Source organism: Pseudomonas phoenicis, from assembly GCF_047302395.1.
Lineage (GTDB): Bacteria > Pseudomonadota > Gammaproteobacteria > Pseudomonadales > Pseudomonadaceae > Aquipseudomonas.
In genome coordinates, this window is the sequence record NZ_CP154852.1 from 2,325,273 (window position 1) to 2,341,412 (window position 16,140).

15 protein-coding genes are annotated in these 16,140 nt (G+C 66.5%); 6 read left to right on the forward strand and 9 right to left on the reverse strand.

Annotated features, from left to right (window positions below; translation table 11 throughout):
- The first annotated feature begins 78 nt into the window (after nucleotides 1-78).
- Nucleotides 79-1,605 (forward strand): CoA-acylating methylmalonate-semialdehyde dehydrogenase, encoded by a 1,527-nt coding sequence (locus tag AA0Z93_RS10435; protein ID WP_413049002.1) that lies wholly within the window; start codon nucleotides 79-81, stop codon nucleotides 1,603-1,605.
- Between the two features lie 10 nt (nucleotides 1,606-1,615).
- Nucleotides 1,616-2,503, forward strand: a complete 888-nt coding sequence (gene mmsB, locus AA0Z93_RS10440) for a 3-hydroxyisobutyrate dehydrogenase (RefSeq protein ID WP_413049001.1) — start codon at nucleotides 1,616-1,618, stop codon at nucleotides 2,501-2,503.
- A 90-nt stretch (nucleotides 2,504-2,593) separates the two neighbouring features.
- Here mmsB and AA0Z93_RS10445 read toward each other — a convergent pair whose 3' ends face one another.
- The 7 genes from AA0Z93_RS10445 to AA0Z93_RS10475 form a co-directional block, all read right to left on the reverse strand.
- Entirely contained in the window at nucleotides 2,594-2,938 is a 345-nt protein-coding gene (locus tag AA0Z93_RS10445) for a cupin domain-containing protein (protein WP_038411964.1), read from the reverse strand.
- A gap of 99 nt (nucleotides 2,939-3,037) precedes the next feature.
- Nucleotides 3,038-3,970 (reverse strand): phosphatidate cytidylyltransferase, encoded by a 933-nt coding sequence (locus tag AA0Z93_RS10450; protein WP_413049000.1) that lies wholly within the window; start codon nucleotides 3,968-3,970, stop codon nucleotides 3,038-3,040.
- A 1-nt stretch (nucleotide 3,971) separates the two neighbouring features.
- Nucleotides 3,972-4,595, reverse strand: coding sequence for a lysophospholipid acyltransferase family protein (locus AA0Z93_RS10455; protein ID WP_296265371.1), 624 nt, complete (start codon nucleotides 4,593-4,595; stop codon nucleotides 3,972-3,974).
- A gap of 9 nt (nucleotides 4,596-4,604) precedes the next feature.
- Complete coding sequence (locus AA0Z93_RS10460) at nucleotides 4,605-5,039, reverse strand: hypothetical protein (protein WP_413048999.1); 435 nt, start codon at nucleotides 5,037-5,039, stop codon at nucleotides 4,605-4,607.
- A 267-nt stretch (nucleotides 5,040-5,306) separates the two neighbouring features.
- On the reverse strand, nucleotides 5,307-6,617 hold the full coding sequence (locus AA0Z93_RS10465) for a phosphatase PAP2/dual specificity phosphatase family protein (RefSeq protein ID WP_413048998.1): 1,311 nt from the start codon (nucleotides 6,615-6,617) through the stop codon (nucleotides 5,307-5,309).
- Nucleotides 6,614-8,371: a bifunctional alpha/beta hydrolase/class I SAM-dependent methyltransferase gene (locus tag AA0Z93_RS10470; RefSeq protein WP_413048997.1), complete on the reverse strand. Its 1,758-nt coding sequence runs from the start codon at nucleotides 8,369-8,371 to the stop codon at nucleotides 6,614-6,616. Before AA0Z93_RS10470 ends, AA0Z93_RS10465 begins: the two co-directional genes overlap by 4 nt.
- 42 nt (nucleotides 8,372-8,413) lie before the next feature.
- The gene (locus AA0Z93_RS10475; protein ID WP_413048996.1) at nucleotides 8,414-9,031 is read right to left on the reverse strand and encodes a CDP-alcohol phosphatidyltransferase family protein; all 618 of its coding nucleotides are present in this window, start codon (nucleotides 9,029-9,031) and stop codon (nucleotides 8,414-8,416) included.
- Between the two features lie 190 nt (nucleotides 9,032-9,221).
- On the opposite strand from AA0Z93_RS10475, the gene AA0Z93_RS10480 reads away from it, so the two are divergent.
- Nucleotides 9,222-9,986, forward strand: a complete 765-nt coding sequence (locus tag AA0Z93_RS10480) for a sulfite exporter TauE/SafE family protein (RefSeq protein ID WP_413048995.1) — start codon at nucleotides 9,222-9,224, stop codon at nucleotides 9,984-9,986.
- Here AA0Z93_RS10480 and AA0Z93_RS10485 read toward each other — a convergent pair.
- Entirely contained in the window at nucleotides 9,976-10,290 is a 315-nt protein-coding gene (locus tag AA0Z93_RS10485; RefSeq protein WP_413048994.1) for a putative quinol monooxygenase, read from the reverse strand. The genes AA0Z93_RS10480 and AA0Z93_RS10485 overlap by 11 nt on opposite strands.
- 170 nt (nucleotides 10,291-10,460) lie before the next feature.
- On the opposite strand from AA0Z93_RS10485, the gene AA0Z93_RS10490 reads away from it, so the two are divergent.
- From AA0Z93_RS10490 to ggt, 3 genes are all read left to right on the forward strand, one after another.
- Nucleotides 10,461-11,048 carry an NAD(P)H-dependent oxidoreductase gene (locus AA0Z93_RS10490; RefSeq protein WP_413048993.1) on the forward strand — a complete coding sequence of 196 codons (588 nt, stop codon included), beginning with the start codon at nucleotides 10,461-10,463 and terminating at the stop codon, nucleotides 11,046-11,048.
- A gap of 90 nt (nucleotides 11,049-11,138) precedes the next feature.
- Nucleotides 11,139-12,035: a LysR substrate-binding domain-containing protein gene (locus AA0Z93_RS10495; protein ID WP_413048992.1), complete on the forward strand. Its 897-nt coding sequence runs from the start codon at nucleotides 11,139-11,141 to the stop codon at nucleotides 12,033-12,035.
- 73 nt (nucleotides 12,036-12,108) lie between these two features.
- A complete protein-coding gene (gene ggt, locus AA0Z93_RS10500; RefSeq protein ID WP_413048991.1) occupies nucleotides 12,109-13,776 on the forward strand; it encodes a gamma-glutamyltransferase in 1,668 nt (555 codons plus the stop codon).
- Between the two features lie 310 nt (nucleotides 13,777-14,086).
- Here the strand turns inward: ggt and AA0Z93_RS10505 are convergent, their stop codons facing one another.
- Entirely contained in the window at nucleotides 14,087-16,003 is a 1,917-nt protein-coding gene (locus AA0Z93_RS10505) for a methyl-accepting chemotaxis protein (protein WP_413048990.1), read from the reverse strand.
- Nucleotides 16,004-16,140 lie beyond the last annotated feature (137 nt).

Genomic DNA, 16,140 nt, shown 5'->3' on the forward strand with positions numbered 1-16,140 from the left:
GCATCCTGATGGCGCCATGCCTGCATCGCAGCAGGCGCCTTCGATCGCGTCCTTACAACAATTCCAAGGAGAACGCCGATGAATGCCCCGCAACAACCCCATGACACCCAAGTCCAGTCGGCCAAGCTGCTGATCGACGGGCAGTGGGTCGAGTCCCAGACCCGCGAATGGCGCGATGTGGTCAACCCGGCCACCCAGCAGGTGCTGGCGCGGGTGCCGTTCGCCACCGAGGCCGAAGTCGAGGCGGCCGTGGCTGCGGCGCAGCGCGCGTTCCTGACCTGGCGCGAAACCTCCATCGGCGTGCGCGCGCGTATCATGCTCAAGCTGCAAGCGCTGATCCGCGAGCACAGTGCGCGCATCGCCCGGACCTTGAGCGCAGAACAGGGCAAGACGCTGGCCGATGCCGAAGGCGACATCTTCCGCGGCCTGGAAGTGGTCGAGCATGCCGCCGCCATCGGCACCTTGCAGATGGGCGAGTTCGCCGAGAACGTGGCCGGTGGCGTCGACACCTACACCTTGCGCCAGCCCATCGGCGTCTGCGCGGGCATCACGCCGTTCAACTTCCCGGCGATGATCCCGCTGTGGATGTTCCCCATGGCCATCGCCTGCGGCAACACTTTCGTGCTCAAGCCTTCGGAGCAGGACCCGCTGTCGACCCTGATGCTGGTAGAGCTGGCGCTGGAAGCGGGGGTGCCGGCCGGAGTGCTGAACGTGGTGCATGGCGGCAAGTCGGTGGTCGACGCGTTGTGCACGCATCCGCAGATCAAGGCCGTGTCGTTCGTCGGCTCCACCGAGGTGGGCACCCATGTGCACAGCCTCGCCAGCCAGCATGGCAAGCGGGTGCAGGCGATGATGGGGGCGAAGAACCATGCCGTGGTGCTGCCCGACGCCAACCGCACGCAAACCGTCAATGCCTTGGTGGGCGCCGCCTTCGGCGCGGCAGGCCAGCGCTGCATGGCCACTTCGGTGGCGGTGCTGGTGGGCAAGGCGCGCGAGTGGCTACCGGATATCAAAGCTGCCGCCAGCCGGCTCAAAGTCAATGCCGGCGGCGAGCCGGGCACCGACGTCGGCCCATTGATCTCACGGCGCGCCCAGGAGCGGGTGCTGGGCCTGATCGAGCGCGGCGTGGCGCAAGGCGCGGTGCTGGAGCTGGATGGCCGCGACGTGCAGGTGCCGGGGTACGAGCAGGGCAACTTCGTCGGGCCGACGCTGTTCTCCGGCGTGACCACCGACATGGACATCTACACCCAGGAGATCTTCGGCCCGGTGCTGGTGACCTTGACGGTCGACACCCTTGACGAGGCCATCGCCCTGGTCAACCGCAACCCCTTCGGCAACGGCACCGGCCTGTTCACCCAGAGCGGGGCGGCGGCGCGCAAGTTCCAGAGCGAGATCGATGTGGGCCAGGTGGGCATCAACATTCCCATTCCGGTACCGGTGCCGCTGTTCAGCTTCACCGGTTCGCGCGGCTCGAAACTGGGCGACCTGGGGCCTTACGGCAAGCAGGTGGTGCAGTTCTACACCCAGACCAAGACCGTGACCGCTCGCTGGTTCGACGACGACAGCGCCCAGGACGGCGTGAACACCACCATCAGCCTGCGTTAAGGAGGTCGGCATGCGTATCGCATTCATCGGTCTGGGCAACATGGGTGCGCCGATGGCGCGCAACCTGCTCAAGGCCGGCCAGCAATTGAACCTGTTCGACCTCAACCCTACCGTGCTCGCCGAGCTGCAAGGCCTGGGCGGCCAGGTCAGCGCCTCGCCCAAGGAGGCCGCCAGCACGGCGGACGCGATCATCACCATGCTGCCCGCCGCCGCCCACGTGCGCAGTGTGTACCTGGGCGAAGAAGGCGTGCTGGCGGGTATCCGCGCCGGAACGCCGACGCTCGATTGCAGCACCATCGACCCGCAGACCGCCCGCGAGGTCAGCCAGACGGCGGCAGACCAAGGCGTGGACATGGGCGATGCGCCGGTCTCGGGCGGCACCGGCGGCGCGGCGGCCGGCACCCTGACCTTCATGGTCGGCGCCAGTGACGCGCTGTTCGCCACCTTCAAGCCGGTGCTGGCGCACATGGGGCGCAACATCGTGCATTGCGGAGGCGTGGGCACGGGCCAGATCGCCAAGATCTGCAACAACCTGCTGCTCGGTATTTCGATGATCGGCGTCTCGGAAGCCATGGCCCTGGGCGACGCGCTGGGCATCGACACCCAGGTGCTGGCGGGGATCATCAACAGCTCGACCGGGCGGTGCTGGAGTTCCGATACCTACAACCCCTGGCCGGGCGTCATTGATACGGCGCCTGCTGCGCGGGGGTATACCGGCGGTTTTGGTGCAGAGCTGATGCTCAAGGACCTGGGCCTGGCCACCGAGGCGGCGCGCCAGGCGCAGCAGCCGGTGATCATGGGTGCGGTGGCGCAGCAGTTGTACCAGGCGATGAGCTTGCGCGGCGAAGGAGGCAAGGACTTCTCGGCGATCGTCGAGGGGTATCGCAAGCGCGGGTGAGGAGCATGCTGAAGCGGCAGGCGCGTTTTTCCTGCAAGCCTGGAACGACTTCGCCCGCATTGAGCGGGCGAAGCGGGCCACCGACGCGAATCAGGCGAAGACGAAGTACTTGCGCACCGTCTCGACCACTTCCCAAGTGCCTTTCATCCCCGGTTCGATCACGAACACGTCGCCGCCTTTGAGGTGCTTGGGCTCTTCGCCTTCGGGGGTGATGATGCAGTAGCCCTCGAGGAAGTGGCAGAACTCCCACTTGTCGTAGTTCACCTCGAACTTGCCTGGGGTGCAGATCCAGGTGCCCATGATCTTGCTGCCGTCGGCCGACAGGTAGGCGTTGAGGTTGACCGTATGCGGCTCGCCGCCGATGCGCTTCCACTTGGTGGCGTCGACCACAGGCGTCGGGCAGGTTTCACGCAGAACGGTGATGAAATCGGACATGTGCAGGCTCCTAGGCGGGCGGATTGACGGGCAACCATAGGCGCAATGGCCGAGCCCCAGTTGCCTGGGCTCGACCCCTAAGTGTCTGGCCGCGCTGTTTCACGCCCACCAGTAGCGCACGAAGTGGAAGAACACGGGGGCGGCGAAGCACACCGAGTCCATGCGGTCGAGCATGCCGCCGTGGCCTTCGATCATGTGGCCCCAATCCTTCACGCCGCGGTCGCGCTTGATCGCCGACATCACCAGCCCACCGAAGAAGCCCATGGCGTTGACCACCAGCGCCAGCAAGGCCGCCTGCCAGAAACTGAACGGTGTGATCCAGCACAGCAGCGCGCCGACCAGCGTCGCCAGCGCCACGCCACCGAGCAGCCCTTCGAGGGTTTTGGACGGCGACAGGTTCGGCGCCACCTTGCGCTTGCCGAACAGCTTGCCGCACACGTACTGGAGCACGTCGCTGAGCTGCACCACCAGGATCAACCAAGCGATCAGCAGCAGGTTGCGGCCTTCGTAGCCGGGGATATCTAGGGTCATCAGCGCGGGCACCGTCGACACGCAATACACCGCGATCATCAACCCCCACTGCACCTTGGAGGTGCGCTCCAGAAAACGTGTGGTGTCGCCGCCCAGGCTCGCCAGGATCGGCAGCAACAGGAACACATAGACCGGAATGAAGATGCTGAACAGCCCGTACCAGTCGCTGGCGATCAGCAGGTACTGCACCGGCAAGGCGATGTAGAAGGCGGCTGCCAGGGCCGGATAGTCGCTGCGCCGGGTCGGGGTGAGGGTCATGAATTCGCGCAGGGCATAGAACGATACGCCGTAGAACAGCACGATCACGCCGTACTTGCCGAACACGAAGGCGATGCCGATCACCAGCACCATCACCCACCAGGCGTTGATGCGCGCGTTGAGGTTGTCGATGACCGGGTGCGGGCCGGCGCCGGCGCGCCATTTGAGCAGGCGGCCGATGACGCTGGCCAGCAGTAACAGCGCGCCGATGCCGGCGAACAGCGAAAGGGTGTTGTCGTCCATGTCAGGCCTCCTTGGGGGCCAGGGTGAGCAAGGCCAGGCGGGCCCGTTCGAGAAAGTCCGGCTTGCTCTCGCCAGGGAGCCGGTGCAGGGGTTCGCCGAAGCTCAGGGTGCACAGCAGCGGCAGGGGCAGAGCGCGGCCTTTGGGCATGACGCGGTTGAGGTTGGCGATCCACACCGGCACCAGTTCGATCTGCGGGTGGGCCGCCGCCAGGTGGAACAGGCCGCTCTTGAACGGCAGCAGCGGCTCGTCGCCCAGGTTGCGTGTGCCTTCGGGAAAGAAGATCAACGAATCGCCCTGGGCCAGGGCGTCGAGCACCGGTTGCAGAGGGCTGTCGAGGGTGTCGCTGCGCTGGCGGTCGATCAGCACGGCATTGAAGACCTTGCGGATGATGAACTCGCGCAGGCCCGGCTTGCACCAGTAGTCGGCGCCGGCCACCGGACGGGTGCGCTTGCGCAGGGCGTCGGGCAGGGACGCCCAGAGCAGCACGAAGTCGCCGTGGCTGCTGTGGTTGGCGTAGTACAGCCGCTGCACCGGCTGCGGCGTGCAACCCAGCCACAGGGCGCGGGCGCCGGTGATCAGGCGGGCGGCGGAAGTAATGCTGAAGGCGGTGAGGTCAGCGAGCATGGGGCGCGGTCATCCGAGCAAGGGCAGTGTCAGCAGGGTAGCCAACAGCAGCAGGATTTGTAGGCCCAGGCACAGGGCCTGGCGGCGCAGCAGGGCCAAGGCGCCCCGGCTGCGTGCCGGCCAGTCGTGGGGGCTGGCGGTATGAGGCTTCAAGTGCAGCGCCTGCAGGGCATGGTCCAGGGCCAGGGTGTCGTCGTCCAGCGCCGCGCCGCTGTCGGCCATGCGGGCGAACAGCTCGGCGTCCAGCGCCACGCGCACGGCCCAGTACTTGTGCGCAAGCCCCAGCACCACCAGCAGCACGGCCCCCGCGCTCGCCCAGGGCACCAGCGGAGCGCCGAGCAGGGGCGCCAGCGCATAGGCAGCCGCGAGCAGGGTGATACCGTCGGACACACGCTCCAACTGCGCGCCGCGGCGCAGTAGGGTGGCGACGACGAACAGGTTCATGGGCACGGCTCCGTCGGCATCGAACTTCGGCGTCGCCCGCTTGGCAGAAACACATCAGAGCGCGTCGGTTGCAGCCTTGCGACCCGGTGGCGGTTCCCAAGCCTACCTCCAGTCGAGGCAGGACCTGTCGATGATCGGTACGCGGGAATGTTCGACTGCGGCCTCGCGATCGGGCTTCGCTTCATCGACACACCCTCGGTCGATCGATGCCTGTCGATGGTCGCTGTGCAGGCGCGTTCGGCTGCGGTTTCACAATCGCAGATCGCTTCACGCTGTGCGCTCCAGCCGGCCCAACACCTGCCGGTGGTCCGCATGCAAGACGACCGTAGGCCGTGCCAGACGAATCAGCGCCTCGGCAGCCTGCAACGTGGCGCAGCGCCGGGTCAGCAGCAGCCAGGCCGCCACCGCGCTGGCGCTGCGCGAGTAGCCCAGGGCGCAGCACACCAGTACCGGACCGTGCTGGCGCAGGGTTTCGATGTCGGCCGCCGCTTGCGTCAGCACCGCGCCATCCGGCACCACCAGATCGAGGCTGGGCAGGCTGCGGTAGTGGGGCACCTGCGCCGCGCAGCGCAGCTCGGCGCACAGGTCGACGATGGCGACGAAAGGTGCGGCATCGGCATGGTTCGGCACGCGTCCCAGGTAGACCCCTTCGCAGATCTCATCGCAGCGCGGCCGCTTTTTGGTCCAGAACCAGGCATTAAGCCTGGCCCCGAGCACATACGGCGCCAGCAGCATACGGGCCGCCACCGACAACTGCCCATCGGCACGCTTCTGGAAGCCTTCGGGCCCCAACAGCGCGTAGTTGAGCGCCACCAGCAGCAGCGCCACGGCAGGCCACAGCAAGACCAGCGCGCCGCCGCCGAGCGTCAGTGCCAGGGCTGTCAGCAAGGCCGCACCCAGGGCATAGATCCCCGCCAGTCGCCAGCAGCGAGGGCCGCGGCTGAACCGCGCATGCTGCCAGGGCAATGCGCCCTGCGTCGGCCACAGCCACACACAGAGCAACCCCACCAGCGCGCCGCTGGGTACATCGATGAAATGGTGCTGCCAGGTGGTCAGCACCGACACCCCGATCAGCGCCATCCAGCCATGCACCAGCCAGCGCCAGGGCTGGGCGTGCACATGCCGGGCGAACATGGTCCAGACGATCGCCAGTAGCGCGATGTGCAGCGACGGTGCCTGGTTGAAGGGTTTGTCGAAGCCCATCAGCACGTCGAACAGCCAGCCGAACAAGCCGTCCAGCGCGGGGCGCTCGAAGGTGAAGCGCAGCGGCCAAAGCAGAAAGCCCGCCACGCACAGCACCTGCGCGCTGAGCAGGGCCAGAGCATGGCGGTCCATTTCGCGGCGGCTCAGAGGCAACAGGAAGGACAGGCCGTAGAGCAGATCGATGGACCAGTACGGAATGATCGTCCACGGCCACAGCGGCACCCGATGCTCCCATTCGAACACCAGGGTGCCGACGTCAGCGCGCGTGGCGGTGTGGCTGTTGCTCAGGCCATAGCTGATGAAGAACAGCGGCCCGAGCAGCAGCAACCACAGCACGCCACGGCGGATCAGCCCCGTTTCGCGCACCGCCGTCATCCACGCACCCGTTGCGCCAGGCTGACGCTGAAGATGCCCCATTCGTCGATGCGCTGGGCGATCTTGCGAAAGCCTGCGGCCTCGACCAACTGGTCCATCTCGGCCTGGCTGCGGCGGCGCATGACCCAGGCCTGCCCTTGGCGGTGGCTGGTCAGGGCGCGGGCGATCATCTCCAGTTGCGGGTGCCAGGGCTGGCCGGTGTAGACCAGGTAGCCGCCGTCTTCGACCGCATCGGCCAGGCCCGCCAGAGAGTTGCCGACCAGGGCGTTGCTGGCGAACAGCTCGTACAGCCCCGACACCACCGCCAGGGTCGGCCGTGGATCGAGGGCGGCCAGGCTGGCGCGGTCGAAGGCGTCTGCTTGGACGAAGCGGGCGATGTCGGCCAAGCCTTTCTCCTGGATCAGCGCGCTGCCTCGTTGCACGTTCAGTTCGCTGTAGTCGCGCAGCAGGATCGAGTCGGGTTTTTCCGTCAGGGTGTGCAGTGCTTCGAGAATGTAGCGCCCGTGCCCGGCGGCGATGTCGACGATGTGCACCGGTCGCTGCGTTTCACGCAGGCGGGCGATGGCCTCGCGCAGCAGTTCTTCGGCATGCAGCTTGCGCTGGCGGATGCCGCGCCAGCCGATGGCGTCGAGGTAGTTGCGGTCGATGGCTCGGCCCAGCTTGCCTTTGCCGGTAGCCTGGTTGCGGTACACGTAGTCCAGGGTGCTGCCCGAATCGAAGCCGGTGTCGAAGCCTAGTTTGACCCCTTCGGAGAAGCCTTGGCCCAGGCGTAAGCCGGCGCGGGTGGCGCGCCAGTACAGCGCCCGTGGCGAATGGGGCGGCAGCGGCGCGGCCAGGCTTTCGGCTTCGGCCAGGCTGGCACCGACGCGGTCGGCATCGAGCAGCGAAACGGGCGCGACGGGCGCATCGAAACAATGCGTGACGAAGCGCCTGATCCGCGCCAGGGCATGGGCACGGTCGCGCTCGCCCAGGGTGTCGTGGAAGAAGCCCGGCAGCACGTGCATTTCCTTGCGCGCGCTGCCCAGGCGCTCGAAGAAGCGCTCCTGCGGGGCGCGCTCCACCACGAAGTCGGCGCCCGACACCAGCAACTGCGTCGGCACCTGGATCGCCTGGGCATCGGCCACCACGCGGTCGGCGGCATCGTACAACCCCAGCAGCATGGTCACCGAGATCGGCCGGCTGATCAGCGGGTCGGCCTTGTACGACATCACGCGGTCGGGGTCGTGGGTCAGCAGGCGCGGTTTGACGTAGCTGTTGACGAAGAAGTTGCCGCGCAGCGCCTTCATCAGTTTCAGGCCGGGGCGGGCGAAGGGTACGTAGAGCTTGACCTTGAATGCCGGCGAGGCCAGCACCAGACAGCGCACCCTGGGGTTGTAATCGTGGGCCCAGGTGGCCACCACGACGGCGCCGACGCTTTGCGCCAGCACCACCATGTCCTGTTCTTCGATGCCGTGGCGCTCGTGCAGGTGCTCGATGAACGTCTGTACGTCGCGCACGCTGGTGGCGAAGCTCGGGCTGTCGCCGCGAGCACCAGGCGACAGGCCATGGCCGCGGGCGTCCCAGGCGAAGAAGTCGTAGCCGGCCATGTCCAGTTCGTCGGCCAGGTGCGCCAGGCGCCCGCCGTGCTCGTGGCCGCGATGGAACATCACCACGGCGCGGCGCGGCTGGTGTTCGCTCAGCGTGGCGGGCCAGTGGCGGTAATGCAGGTCGACACCGTCGTGGGTCGGGAAATGCAGCGATTGCGCTTGGCGCATGGCGAAAGTCCTTGTCCGACAGAGAAGTGCAGCGGGTGGGTTTCAGGGGGTGGTTCGACGCGCTTCGAGAAGCCCGCGGCGCACCCGGTTGTACAGGGTATAGAGCGACAGCAGCAGAATCAGCGCCAGCAGCCCGTTGACCCAGCTCGCGGCCAGCAGCCCCAGGCCTACGCCGGTGCCGAGTACGCCGAAGGCGAAAGCGCGGTCGCTCTTGCCCATGGGGCCATCGTAGCGGCGCGAGGCGCCCACCAAGGGGCCCATCACCCCGGCGTATTCGCTGACCACGGCCAGCACCACCACCAGCACCACCAGGCTCGGCGACACGCCCGGCAGCAGGGCGAAGGGCAGGTACAACGCGGCGTCGGCAACGATATCGCACAGCTCGTTGAGGTAGGCGCCCAGGGTCGATTGCTGGCCGAACTCGCGGGCGAGCATGCCGTCCACGGCATTGAGCGCCATGCGCAGCAGCATCCACAGCGGCACCAGCAGGAACAGCGCCGTGGCCTCGGGGCGCCAGACCAGCAGCAGGCCGAGCAGCACCGAGACCGCGGCGGCGGCCAGGGTGACCTGATTGGCCGTGACGCCACGCTCGTACAGGCGCTGCACGCTGGGGCGCAGCAGGGCTTGGAAGCGGGGTTTGAGCTGGTAGATCGACGGCATGCGAAGGATCCTTTCAGGCTGCGACGGTCGGCGAGTGTGCGTGGCCCGCGCAGGCACGGCAAGGCCGCACCGCGCAGACTGTATCACCGGGCGCTGCACGCCAGGGCCGGTCGAGGCCTGGGCCATTGCGCAGGTCGGTGCCGTAGTCCTTGAGTTGTCAGCGCTCGCGGTGCCAGGCACGATGCCTGCCATGCACACATTCATCGGTTTCTATCAGGACATCGGCGCCGCGCTTTCGTTGCTGGTGCTGCTGACCTTCCTCCTTGCTGGCGCAGTCAAGGGCGTGATCGGCCTGGGCCTGCCCACGGTCGCCATGGGCCTGCTGGGGCTGGGCCTGCCGCCGGCCCAGGCGGCGGCGCTGCTGATCGTACCGTCGACCGTGACCAACCTGTGGCAACTGGCCTTCGGCGGGCACCTGCGCACGCTGTTGCGGCGCTTGGGCAGCCTGTTGGCGATGATCTTCCTCGGCACGTGCCTGGGCAGCCTGTGGCTGGGCATCGACAGCGGGCCGTGGGCGGCGCATGCCCTGGGCGGCGCCTTGGTGGTGTATGCGCTGTACGGGCTGGCCGGCCCGCAACTGCGCGTGGCGCCGCGGCACGAGCGTTGGCTGGGGCCTCTGTGCGGATTGGTCACCGGGGTGGTGACGGCCGCTACCGGCGTGTTCGTCATGCCGGCCGTGCCTTATCTGCAAAGCCTGGGCTTGAGCCGCGACGAGATGGTGCAGGCGCTGGGCCTGTCGTTCACGGTGTCGACCCTGGCCCTGGCGGTGGGCCTGGCAGGGCAGGACGCTCTGGGTGGTCAGGCGCTGGGCGCCTCGCTGTTGATGCTGCTACCGGCGCTGCTGGGCATGTTCGCCGGCCAGTGGCTGCGCCAGCGCATCAGCCCGACGCTGTTCAAGCGTTGCTTCTTCGTCGGGCTGGGCCTGCTGGGGCTGCACCTGCTGCTCAACGGCTAGCCGAAGAGGGGCTGAGCATCTCGATGCGCTGAACGTCGAACTCGCCTTCCAGGTATTCGGCGCGCTGCTCGACGAAGGTGCGCATGTGCGGCAGGGCCATGTGCGCGTTGAAGTCGTGTTCGCTGGCCCAGACTTCGAAGAAGATGAACAGGCTCGGGTCTTCCAGGTCGCGCAGCATGTGGTATTCGATGCAGCCCGGTTCGCGCCGGCTCGGCTCGACATAGGCGCGGAACAGGCGTTCGAAGTCGTCGGCGCGTTCGGGGTGGGCCTTGGCTTTGAGGATGAAGGCGTGCTGTTGGGCCATGGGTAGGATTCCGCGTAAGTTGAAGTGCGAGTCTATGACAACAGTAAGGCCGGTATTCGTGATTCTCGCGCAATTATCATTTGCCCCGCCGTGGCTGTTTCCCGCGCCCGAGGCTGGTTAGTCTGCCGGCCTTCTTAGCGATCCGGTCGGCAACGACCCCGAGGCCTCCCATGAAAAACATTCTTCTGCTCAACGGCGGCAAGCAATTCGCCCACTCCGACGGCCGTCTCAACCAGACCCTGCACGACGCCGCCCTGGCGCACCTGGACCGCGCCGGTTTCGAGCTGCGCCAGACCTTCATCGATGGCGGCTACGACGCCGAACGGCAGGTGCAGGACTGGCTCTGGGCGGACGTGGTGATCTACCAGATGCCCGGCTGGTGGATGGGCGCGCCGCACACCGTCAAGCAGTACATGGACGAAGTCTTCACCGCCGGCCACGGCAGCCTGTACGCCAACGATGGCCGCACCCGCGCCGATGCCTCGCAGAAATACGGCAGCGGCGGCCTGCTGCAGGGCAAGCGCTACATGATCTCCGCGACTTGGAACGCACCGCAGCAGGCCTTCGACGACCCGAGCGACTTCTTCGAAGGCAAGGGCGTCGATGCCGTGTATTTCCCCTTCCACAAGGCCCACCAGTTCCTCGGCATGCGCGGGTTGCCGACCTTCCTCGCCACCGACGTGATGAAGCGCCCCAACGTCGAAGCCACCGTCGCCGCTTACCAGGCGCACTTGAGCGAGGTGCTGGGCCAGGCTTGACGCGCCATGGCGTACGCAGGCGACAAGGCTTGCGATCCTGTGCATGAGCCGCTATCTAGTTCGGTTCATTCCGCAACAGGCCCGTGCGCTGTGAAGACCCGCTCCGAAGAACTCCAGGTATTCGTCACGGTGATCGATTGCGGTTCGATCTCCGCCGCCGCCGAGCAACTGGCGCAGACGCCTTCGGCGCTCAGCCGCACGCTGTCGCGCCTCGAATCGCGGTTGGGCGTGACCTTGCTCAACCGCACCACCCGGCGCATGGAACTGACCGAAGAAGGGCGCTTCTTCCTCGAACGCGCGCGGCTGATCCTGGCGCAGATGCACGACCTGGAAGAGCACCTGGCGCTGCACCGCCAGCAACCGGCCGGGCGCCTGCGGGTCAACGCCGCCGCGCCCTTCATGCTGCACGCCATCGTGCCGTGGATCGGCGAATTCCGCCGCGCTTACCCGGGCATCGAGCTGGAGCTGAACACCGATGACCTGATCATCGATCTGCTCGAACAGCGCACCGATGTCGCCATCCGCATCGGCGAACTGGCCGACTCCAGCCTGCACGCGCGCTCGCTGGGATGCAGCCCGCTGCTGGTGCTGGCCAGCCCCGACTATCTGGCGCGTCGCGGCACGCCGACCACGGTCGAGGCGCTGGAAGAGCATTGCCTGCTCGGCTTCAGCCAGCCGGAAAGCCTCAACCACTGGCCGCTGCGCCACGCCGAGGGCGACCGCTGGCGCATCCGCCCGCGCCTCCTGGCGTCCAGTGGCGAGACCTTGCGGCAACTGGCGCTGGCCGGGGAGGGCATCGTCTGCCTGTCGCACTTCATGACCCACCAGGACATCCGCACAGGCCGTTTGCAGGTGCTGCTGGCCGAGGCCAACAGCGGCTACCGGCAGCCGATCCATGCGGTGTATTACCGCAATACCCAGCTGGCGCTGCGCATCCAGTGCTTTCTCGACTTCATCCAGCACAAGCTCGCCGCCTACGCCTGTTGAAACCCGTTTGCGCTGCGCCTTGCCTTGGGCCTTAATGGGCAGTCAAGAAGAACAATTACCAAGGAAAGCGCCCATGCGTATCGTCATGTTCCAGTCCCTGGCCGTCACGGCCTTGCTGCTGAGCAGCCCCGCCAGCTTCGCGGTGACCCTCGAAGGCGGCGCCGTCGCCGCGCCCGACCAGTACGCGGCCAAGGTCGCCGCCGACATCCTCAAGCGCGGCGGCAACGCGGTGGATGCCGCGATCGCCACCGCTTTCACCCTGGCGGTGACCTACCCCGAAGCGGGCAACATCGGCGGCGGTGGCTTCATGACCCTGTTCGTCGACGGCAAGCCGTATTTCCTCGACTACCGCGAAGTGGCGCCCAAAGCCGCCACGCGCAACATGTACCTGGACGACAAGGGCGAACCCATCGAGAACCTGAGCCTGGTCGGCGCCCGCGCCGCTGGGGTGCCGGGCACGGTGATGGGAATGTGGGAAGCGCATCAGAAGTTCGGCAAGCTCAAGTGGAGCGAACTGCTCACCCCGGCCATCGGCTACGCCAAGAACGGTTTCGTCGTCGCCGAGCAGCAGTACCAGTACCGTGAAGACGCCAAGGGTCTGTTCAAGGACGGCACCAACTTCAACGACTATTTCGCCAGCATGCAGGCCGGCCAGCCGTTCAAGCAGCCAGAGTTGGCCATGACCCTGGAGCGCATCGCCGACAAGGGCGTCAGCGACTTCTACCAGGGCCGCACCGCCGAACTGCTGGTCGAGCAGATGCAGGCCGACAAGGGCCTGATCACCCGTGCAGACCTGGCCGACTACAAGGCCGTGTGGCGCGACCCGATCGCCATCCAATGGCGCGGCAACGTGGTCTACACCGCGCCGCCGCCAAGCTCGGGCGGCGTCGCCCTGGCGCAACTGCTGGGCATCAAGGAAGACCGCGCCGCCGACTTCAAAGGCGTGGCGCACAACTCGGGGCGTTACATCCATCTGCTGGCCGAGATCGAGAAGCGGGTGTTCGCCGACCGCGCCGATTATCTGGGCGACCCGGCCTTCACCAAGGTGCCGGTCGATCAACTGATCGCCAAGGACTACCTGGCCAAGCGCGCCGCCCAAGTGAACCCCACTGCCATTTCCGCTACCGACGGGGTGAAACCGGGGCTGGAATCGCACCAGACCACGCATTTCTCCATCGTCGACAAGCAGGGCAACGCCGTCAGCAACACCTACACCCTCAACCTCGACTATGGCAGCGGTGTGGTGGTCAAGGGTGCGGGTTTCCTGCTCAACGACGAGATGGACGACTTCAGCGCCAAGCCTGGTGCGGCCAACGTGTTCGGCGTGGTGGGCGGGTCGGCCAATGCCATCGAACCGGGCAAGCGCATGCTCTCGTCGATGAGCCCGACGCTGGTCACCCGTGACGGCAAGGTCACCCTGGTGCTGGGCACGCCCGGCGGGTCGCGGATCTTCACCTCGATCTTCCAGGTGATGAACAACCTCTACGACTACGCCATGCCGCTGGACAAGGCCGTGGCCGCGCAACGCGTACACCACCAGTTGCTGCCCAAGGACACGATCTATTTCGACAGCTACGCGCCGCTGCAAGGGCCGGCGGCCGATGAGCTGAAGAAGATGGGCTATGTGCTGGAGGACCAGGGCTGGAACATGGGCGACGTGCAGGCCATCCGCGTCGAGGGCACCCGCCTCGAAACGGCGTCCGACCCGCGTGGGCGAGGGCAGGGCATCGTGGTCAAGTGACTTGGACGAGCCGGCCCACGCCGGGCGAAACGGTTTTCTGACAAAGCGCGTGGCTGGGTTGGGGCGGCTCTGCCGCCCATCGCGGCTAAAGCCGCTCCCACAAGGCCATTGCATGTCCAAGTTTTGGGTGCAGTCCACGTGTGTGGGAGCGGCTTGAGCCGCGATGGCCGGCACAGCCGGCCTAACCCAGGCGAAACAGTTTCCCCGGCAGATCGCGGTGGTTAGTTTGAGGCGGCGGCGACGCCATCCAGACACAGCAGGAGAACGGCGGGCGCTGAACCTGGGTTCAGCGCCCGCCATAAAGCGCCGATCAGACCTTGAACTGGCTGACCAACATCTGCAGATGACCGCCCAGACGCGCCAGCTCCACGCTGGCCGTGGCGGTCTCGTTGCTGGCCGAAGCGGTCTGTTCCGACACATCGCGCACGTTGAGGATGCTGCGGCTGATTTCCTCGGCCACCGCGCTCTGCTGCTCGGCGGCGGCGGCGATCTGCTGGTTCATGGCCTGAATGTTCGACACCGTACCGGTGATGCTGCTCAGCGAAACGCCGGCCTTGCGTGCCAGCTCGACGCTGCTGTCGGTCAGCTCGCGGCTGCCGAGCATGATCGAGGCGACCTGCTGGGTGCCGCGGTGCAGGCCGGCGATCAGGGCCTCGATCTCTTCGGTGGACTTCTGCGTGCGCTGCGCCAAGCCGCGTACTTCGTCGGCGACCACGGCGAAACCACGCCCGGCCTCACCGGCGCGCGCCGCTTCGATGGCGGCATTCAACGCCAGCAGGTTGGTTTGCTCGGCTACCGACTTGATCACATCCATGACGCTGCCGATCTTCTGGCTTTCCTGCTGCAAGGTGTTCATCGCCTCGCTGGAACGGTGCACTTCACCGGCCAGGCGCTCGATCTGCTCGACCGCTTCGCCCACCACCTGCTCGCCCACGCGGGCTTCGCCGTCGGCGCTGGTCGCCGCGCGCGAGGCCTGTTCGGCATTGCGCGCCACTTCCTGCACGGTGGCGGCCATTTCGTGCATGGCCGTGGCCACTTGGTCGGTTTCGATCTTCTGGCTGTTGGCCCCGGCGTTGGTCTGCTCGGTGACCGCCGACAGTTCCTCGGCGGCGCTGGCGATTTGCGTCACGCTGTCGCGGATGCCGCCGATCAGTTCGCGCAGGGTAGTGGCCATGTGGCTGATGCTTTGCTGCAGCACGCCCAGCTCGTCACGGCGCGTCACGCGCACGTTGTGGGTCAGGTCGCCATGGGCGATGCGATCGACCACGCCCAACGTTTCCTGCAAGGGTTTGGTGATCTGGCGGGTGATGAGCACCGCTGCCACGACACCGAACAGCAGGGCCAGCAAGGTCGCGGCGATCTGCAAGGTGCGCGCCTGGGCGCTTTCGCTGTCGCGGCGATCGAGCTGGAGCTTGTACAGGGCTGCGCTGGTCTTGACGATGTCTGCACCTTCGACGGTCATCTCCTGGCGCGCGGTGGCGATGGTCGCCACGGCTTCGCGGAAGGCCTGGAGGGATTGGCCGTAACCTTGCAGCTGCGTGGCGAAAGGCTGCACCGCAGGTTCGCCGGGCAGTTGCCGTTGCAGTTCGTCGGCTGCCAGGCGGGTCGCTGCGAACTGGTCGAGCGCGGCCTTTTCCTGGGTGGCGCTGGTGTCGGCGATGTAGCTGCGCACGTTCACGCTCAGGCGCAGAAACTGTTGGCGGGCGTTGCTGATGAGTTGGTAGTTGGCGAGGCGCGTGGCATCGGCCTCCGGCCGGGCGAGCAGGTCCTTGGCCAGCGCTTCCAGGGCCGCATCGGCCTCGGCGGCGGCAGTGCGCATACGCGTGCGTGCCGTGTTCGAAGCGGCGTAGCCACCACGCATCAGGTTCAACGACACCTTGTATTGTTCGATGGTCTTGCCCAGCTCGCCGAGCAGGCGCACGTTCTCCTCGCTCTTGAAGGACTTGGCCAGGCGTTGCTGTTGGGCGCTGAAAATGTCGAGCTTGGTCTGGACGTTGGTCGCCGAAGCGTCGTCGCCATTGGCGATCATGTATTGCAGGCGCGCGACGCGCAGTTCGGTCAGGTCGTTGTTGAGCTGGCCGATATCGCTCATCCAGTTGCTGCGGTCGATCAGACCGCCCACGCTGAACCAGCCGGTCAAAGCCAGTAGACCGGTCAAAAGCAGGACCAGGCCAAAGCCCAGTCCCAGTTTTAAGTTGACGCTGATGTTGGCAAACCAGCTGTTCATTGCACACGCTCCCTGAAGAAATTTCGCTCACTTGATTCGTCATCGCGGGGCGTTTTTGTTCTTCAGAGCCCGCGGATACCCGAGGGTTATCGGCTGGCATCGCGTTAGCTGAAACGCTTTTTCAGCAGAATTTTCCT

Coding starts and splice junctions, on each gene's coding strand:
- AA0Z93_RS10435 (WP_413049002.1), top strand. CDS start 79: ATGAATGCCCCGCAACAACCCCATGACACCCAAGTCCAGTCGGCCAAG.
- mmsB (WP_413049001.1), top strand. CDS start 1,616: ATGCGTATCGCATTCATCGGTCTGGGCAACATGGGTGCGCCGATGGCG.
- AA0Z93_RS10445 (WP_038411964.1), bottom strand. CDS start 2,938: ATGTCCGATTTCATCACCGTTCTGCGTGAAACCTGCCCGACGCCTGTG.
- AA0Z93_RS10450 (WP_413049000.1), bottom strand. CDS start 3,970: ATGGACGACAACACCCTTTCGCTGTTCGCCGGCATCGGCGCGCTGTTA.
- AA0Z93_RS10455 (WP_296265371.1), bottom strand. CDS start 4,595: ATGCTCGCTGACCTCACCGCCTTCAGCATTACTTCCGCCGCCCGCCTG.
- AA0Z93_RS10460 (WP_413048999.1), bottom strand. CDS start 5,039: ATGAACCTGTTCGTCGTCGCCACCCTACTGCGCCGCGGCGCGCAGTTG.
- AA0Z93_RS10465 (WP_413048998.1), bottom strand. CDS start 6,617: ATGACGGCGGTGCGCGAAACGGGGCTGATCCGCCGTGGCGTGCTGTGG.
- AA0Z93_RS10470 (WP_413048997.1), bottom strand. CDS start 8,371: ATGCGCCAAGCGCAATCGCTGCATTTCCCGACCCACGACGGTGTCGAC.
- AA0Z93_RS10475 (WP_413048996.1), bottom strand. CDS start 9,031: ATGCCGTCGATCTACCAGCTCAAACCCCGCTTCCAAGCCCTGCTGCGC.
- AA0Z93_RS10480 (WP_413048995.1), top strand. CDS start 9,222: ATGCACACATTCATCGGTTTCTATCAGGACATCGGCGCCGCGCTTTCG.
- AA0Z93_RS10485 (WP_413048994.1), bottom strand. CDS start 10,290: ATGGCCCAACAGCACGCCTTCATCCTCAAAGCCAAGGCCCACCCCGAA.
- AA0Z93_RS10490 (WP_413048993.1), top strand. CDS start 10,461: ATGAAAAACATTCTTCTGCTCAACGGCGGCAAGCAATTCGCCCACTCC.
- ggt (WP_413048991.1), top strand. CDS start 12,109: ATGCGTATCGTCATGTTCCAGTCCCTGGCCGTCACGGCCTTGCTGCTG.
- AA0Z93_RS10505 (WP_413048990.1), bottom strand. CDS start 16,003: ATGAACAGCTGGTTTGCCAACATCAGCGTCAACTTAAAACTGGGACTG.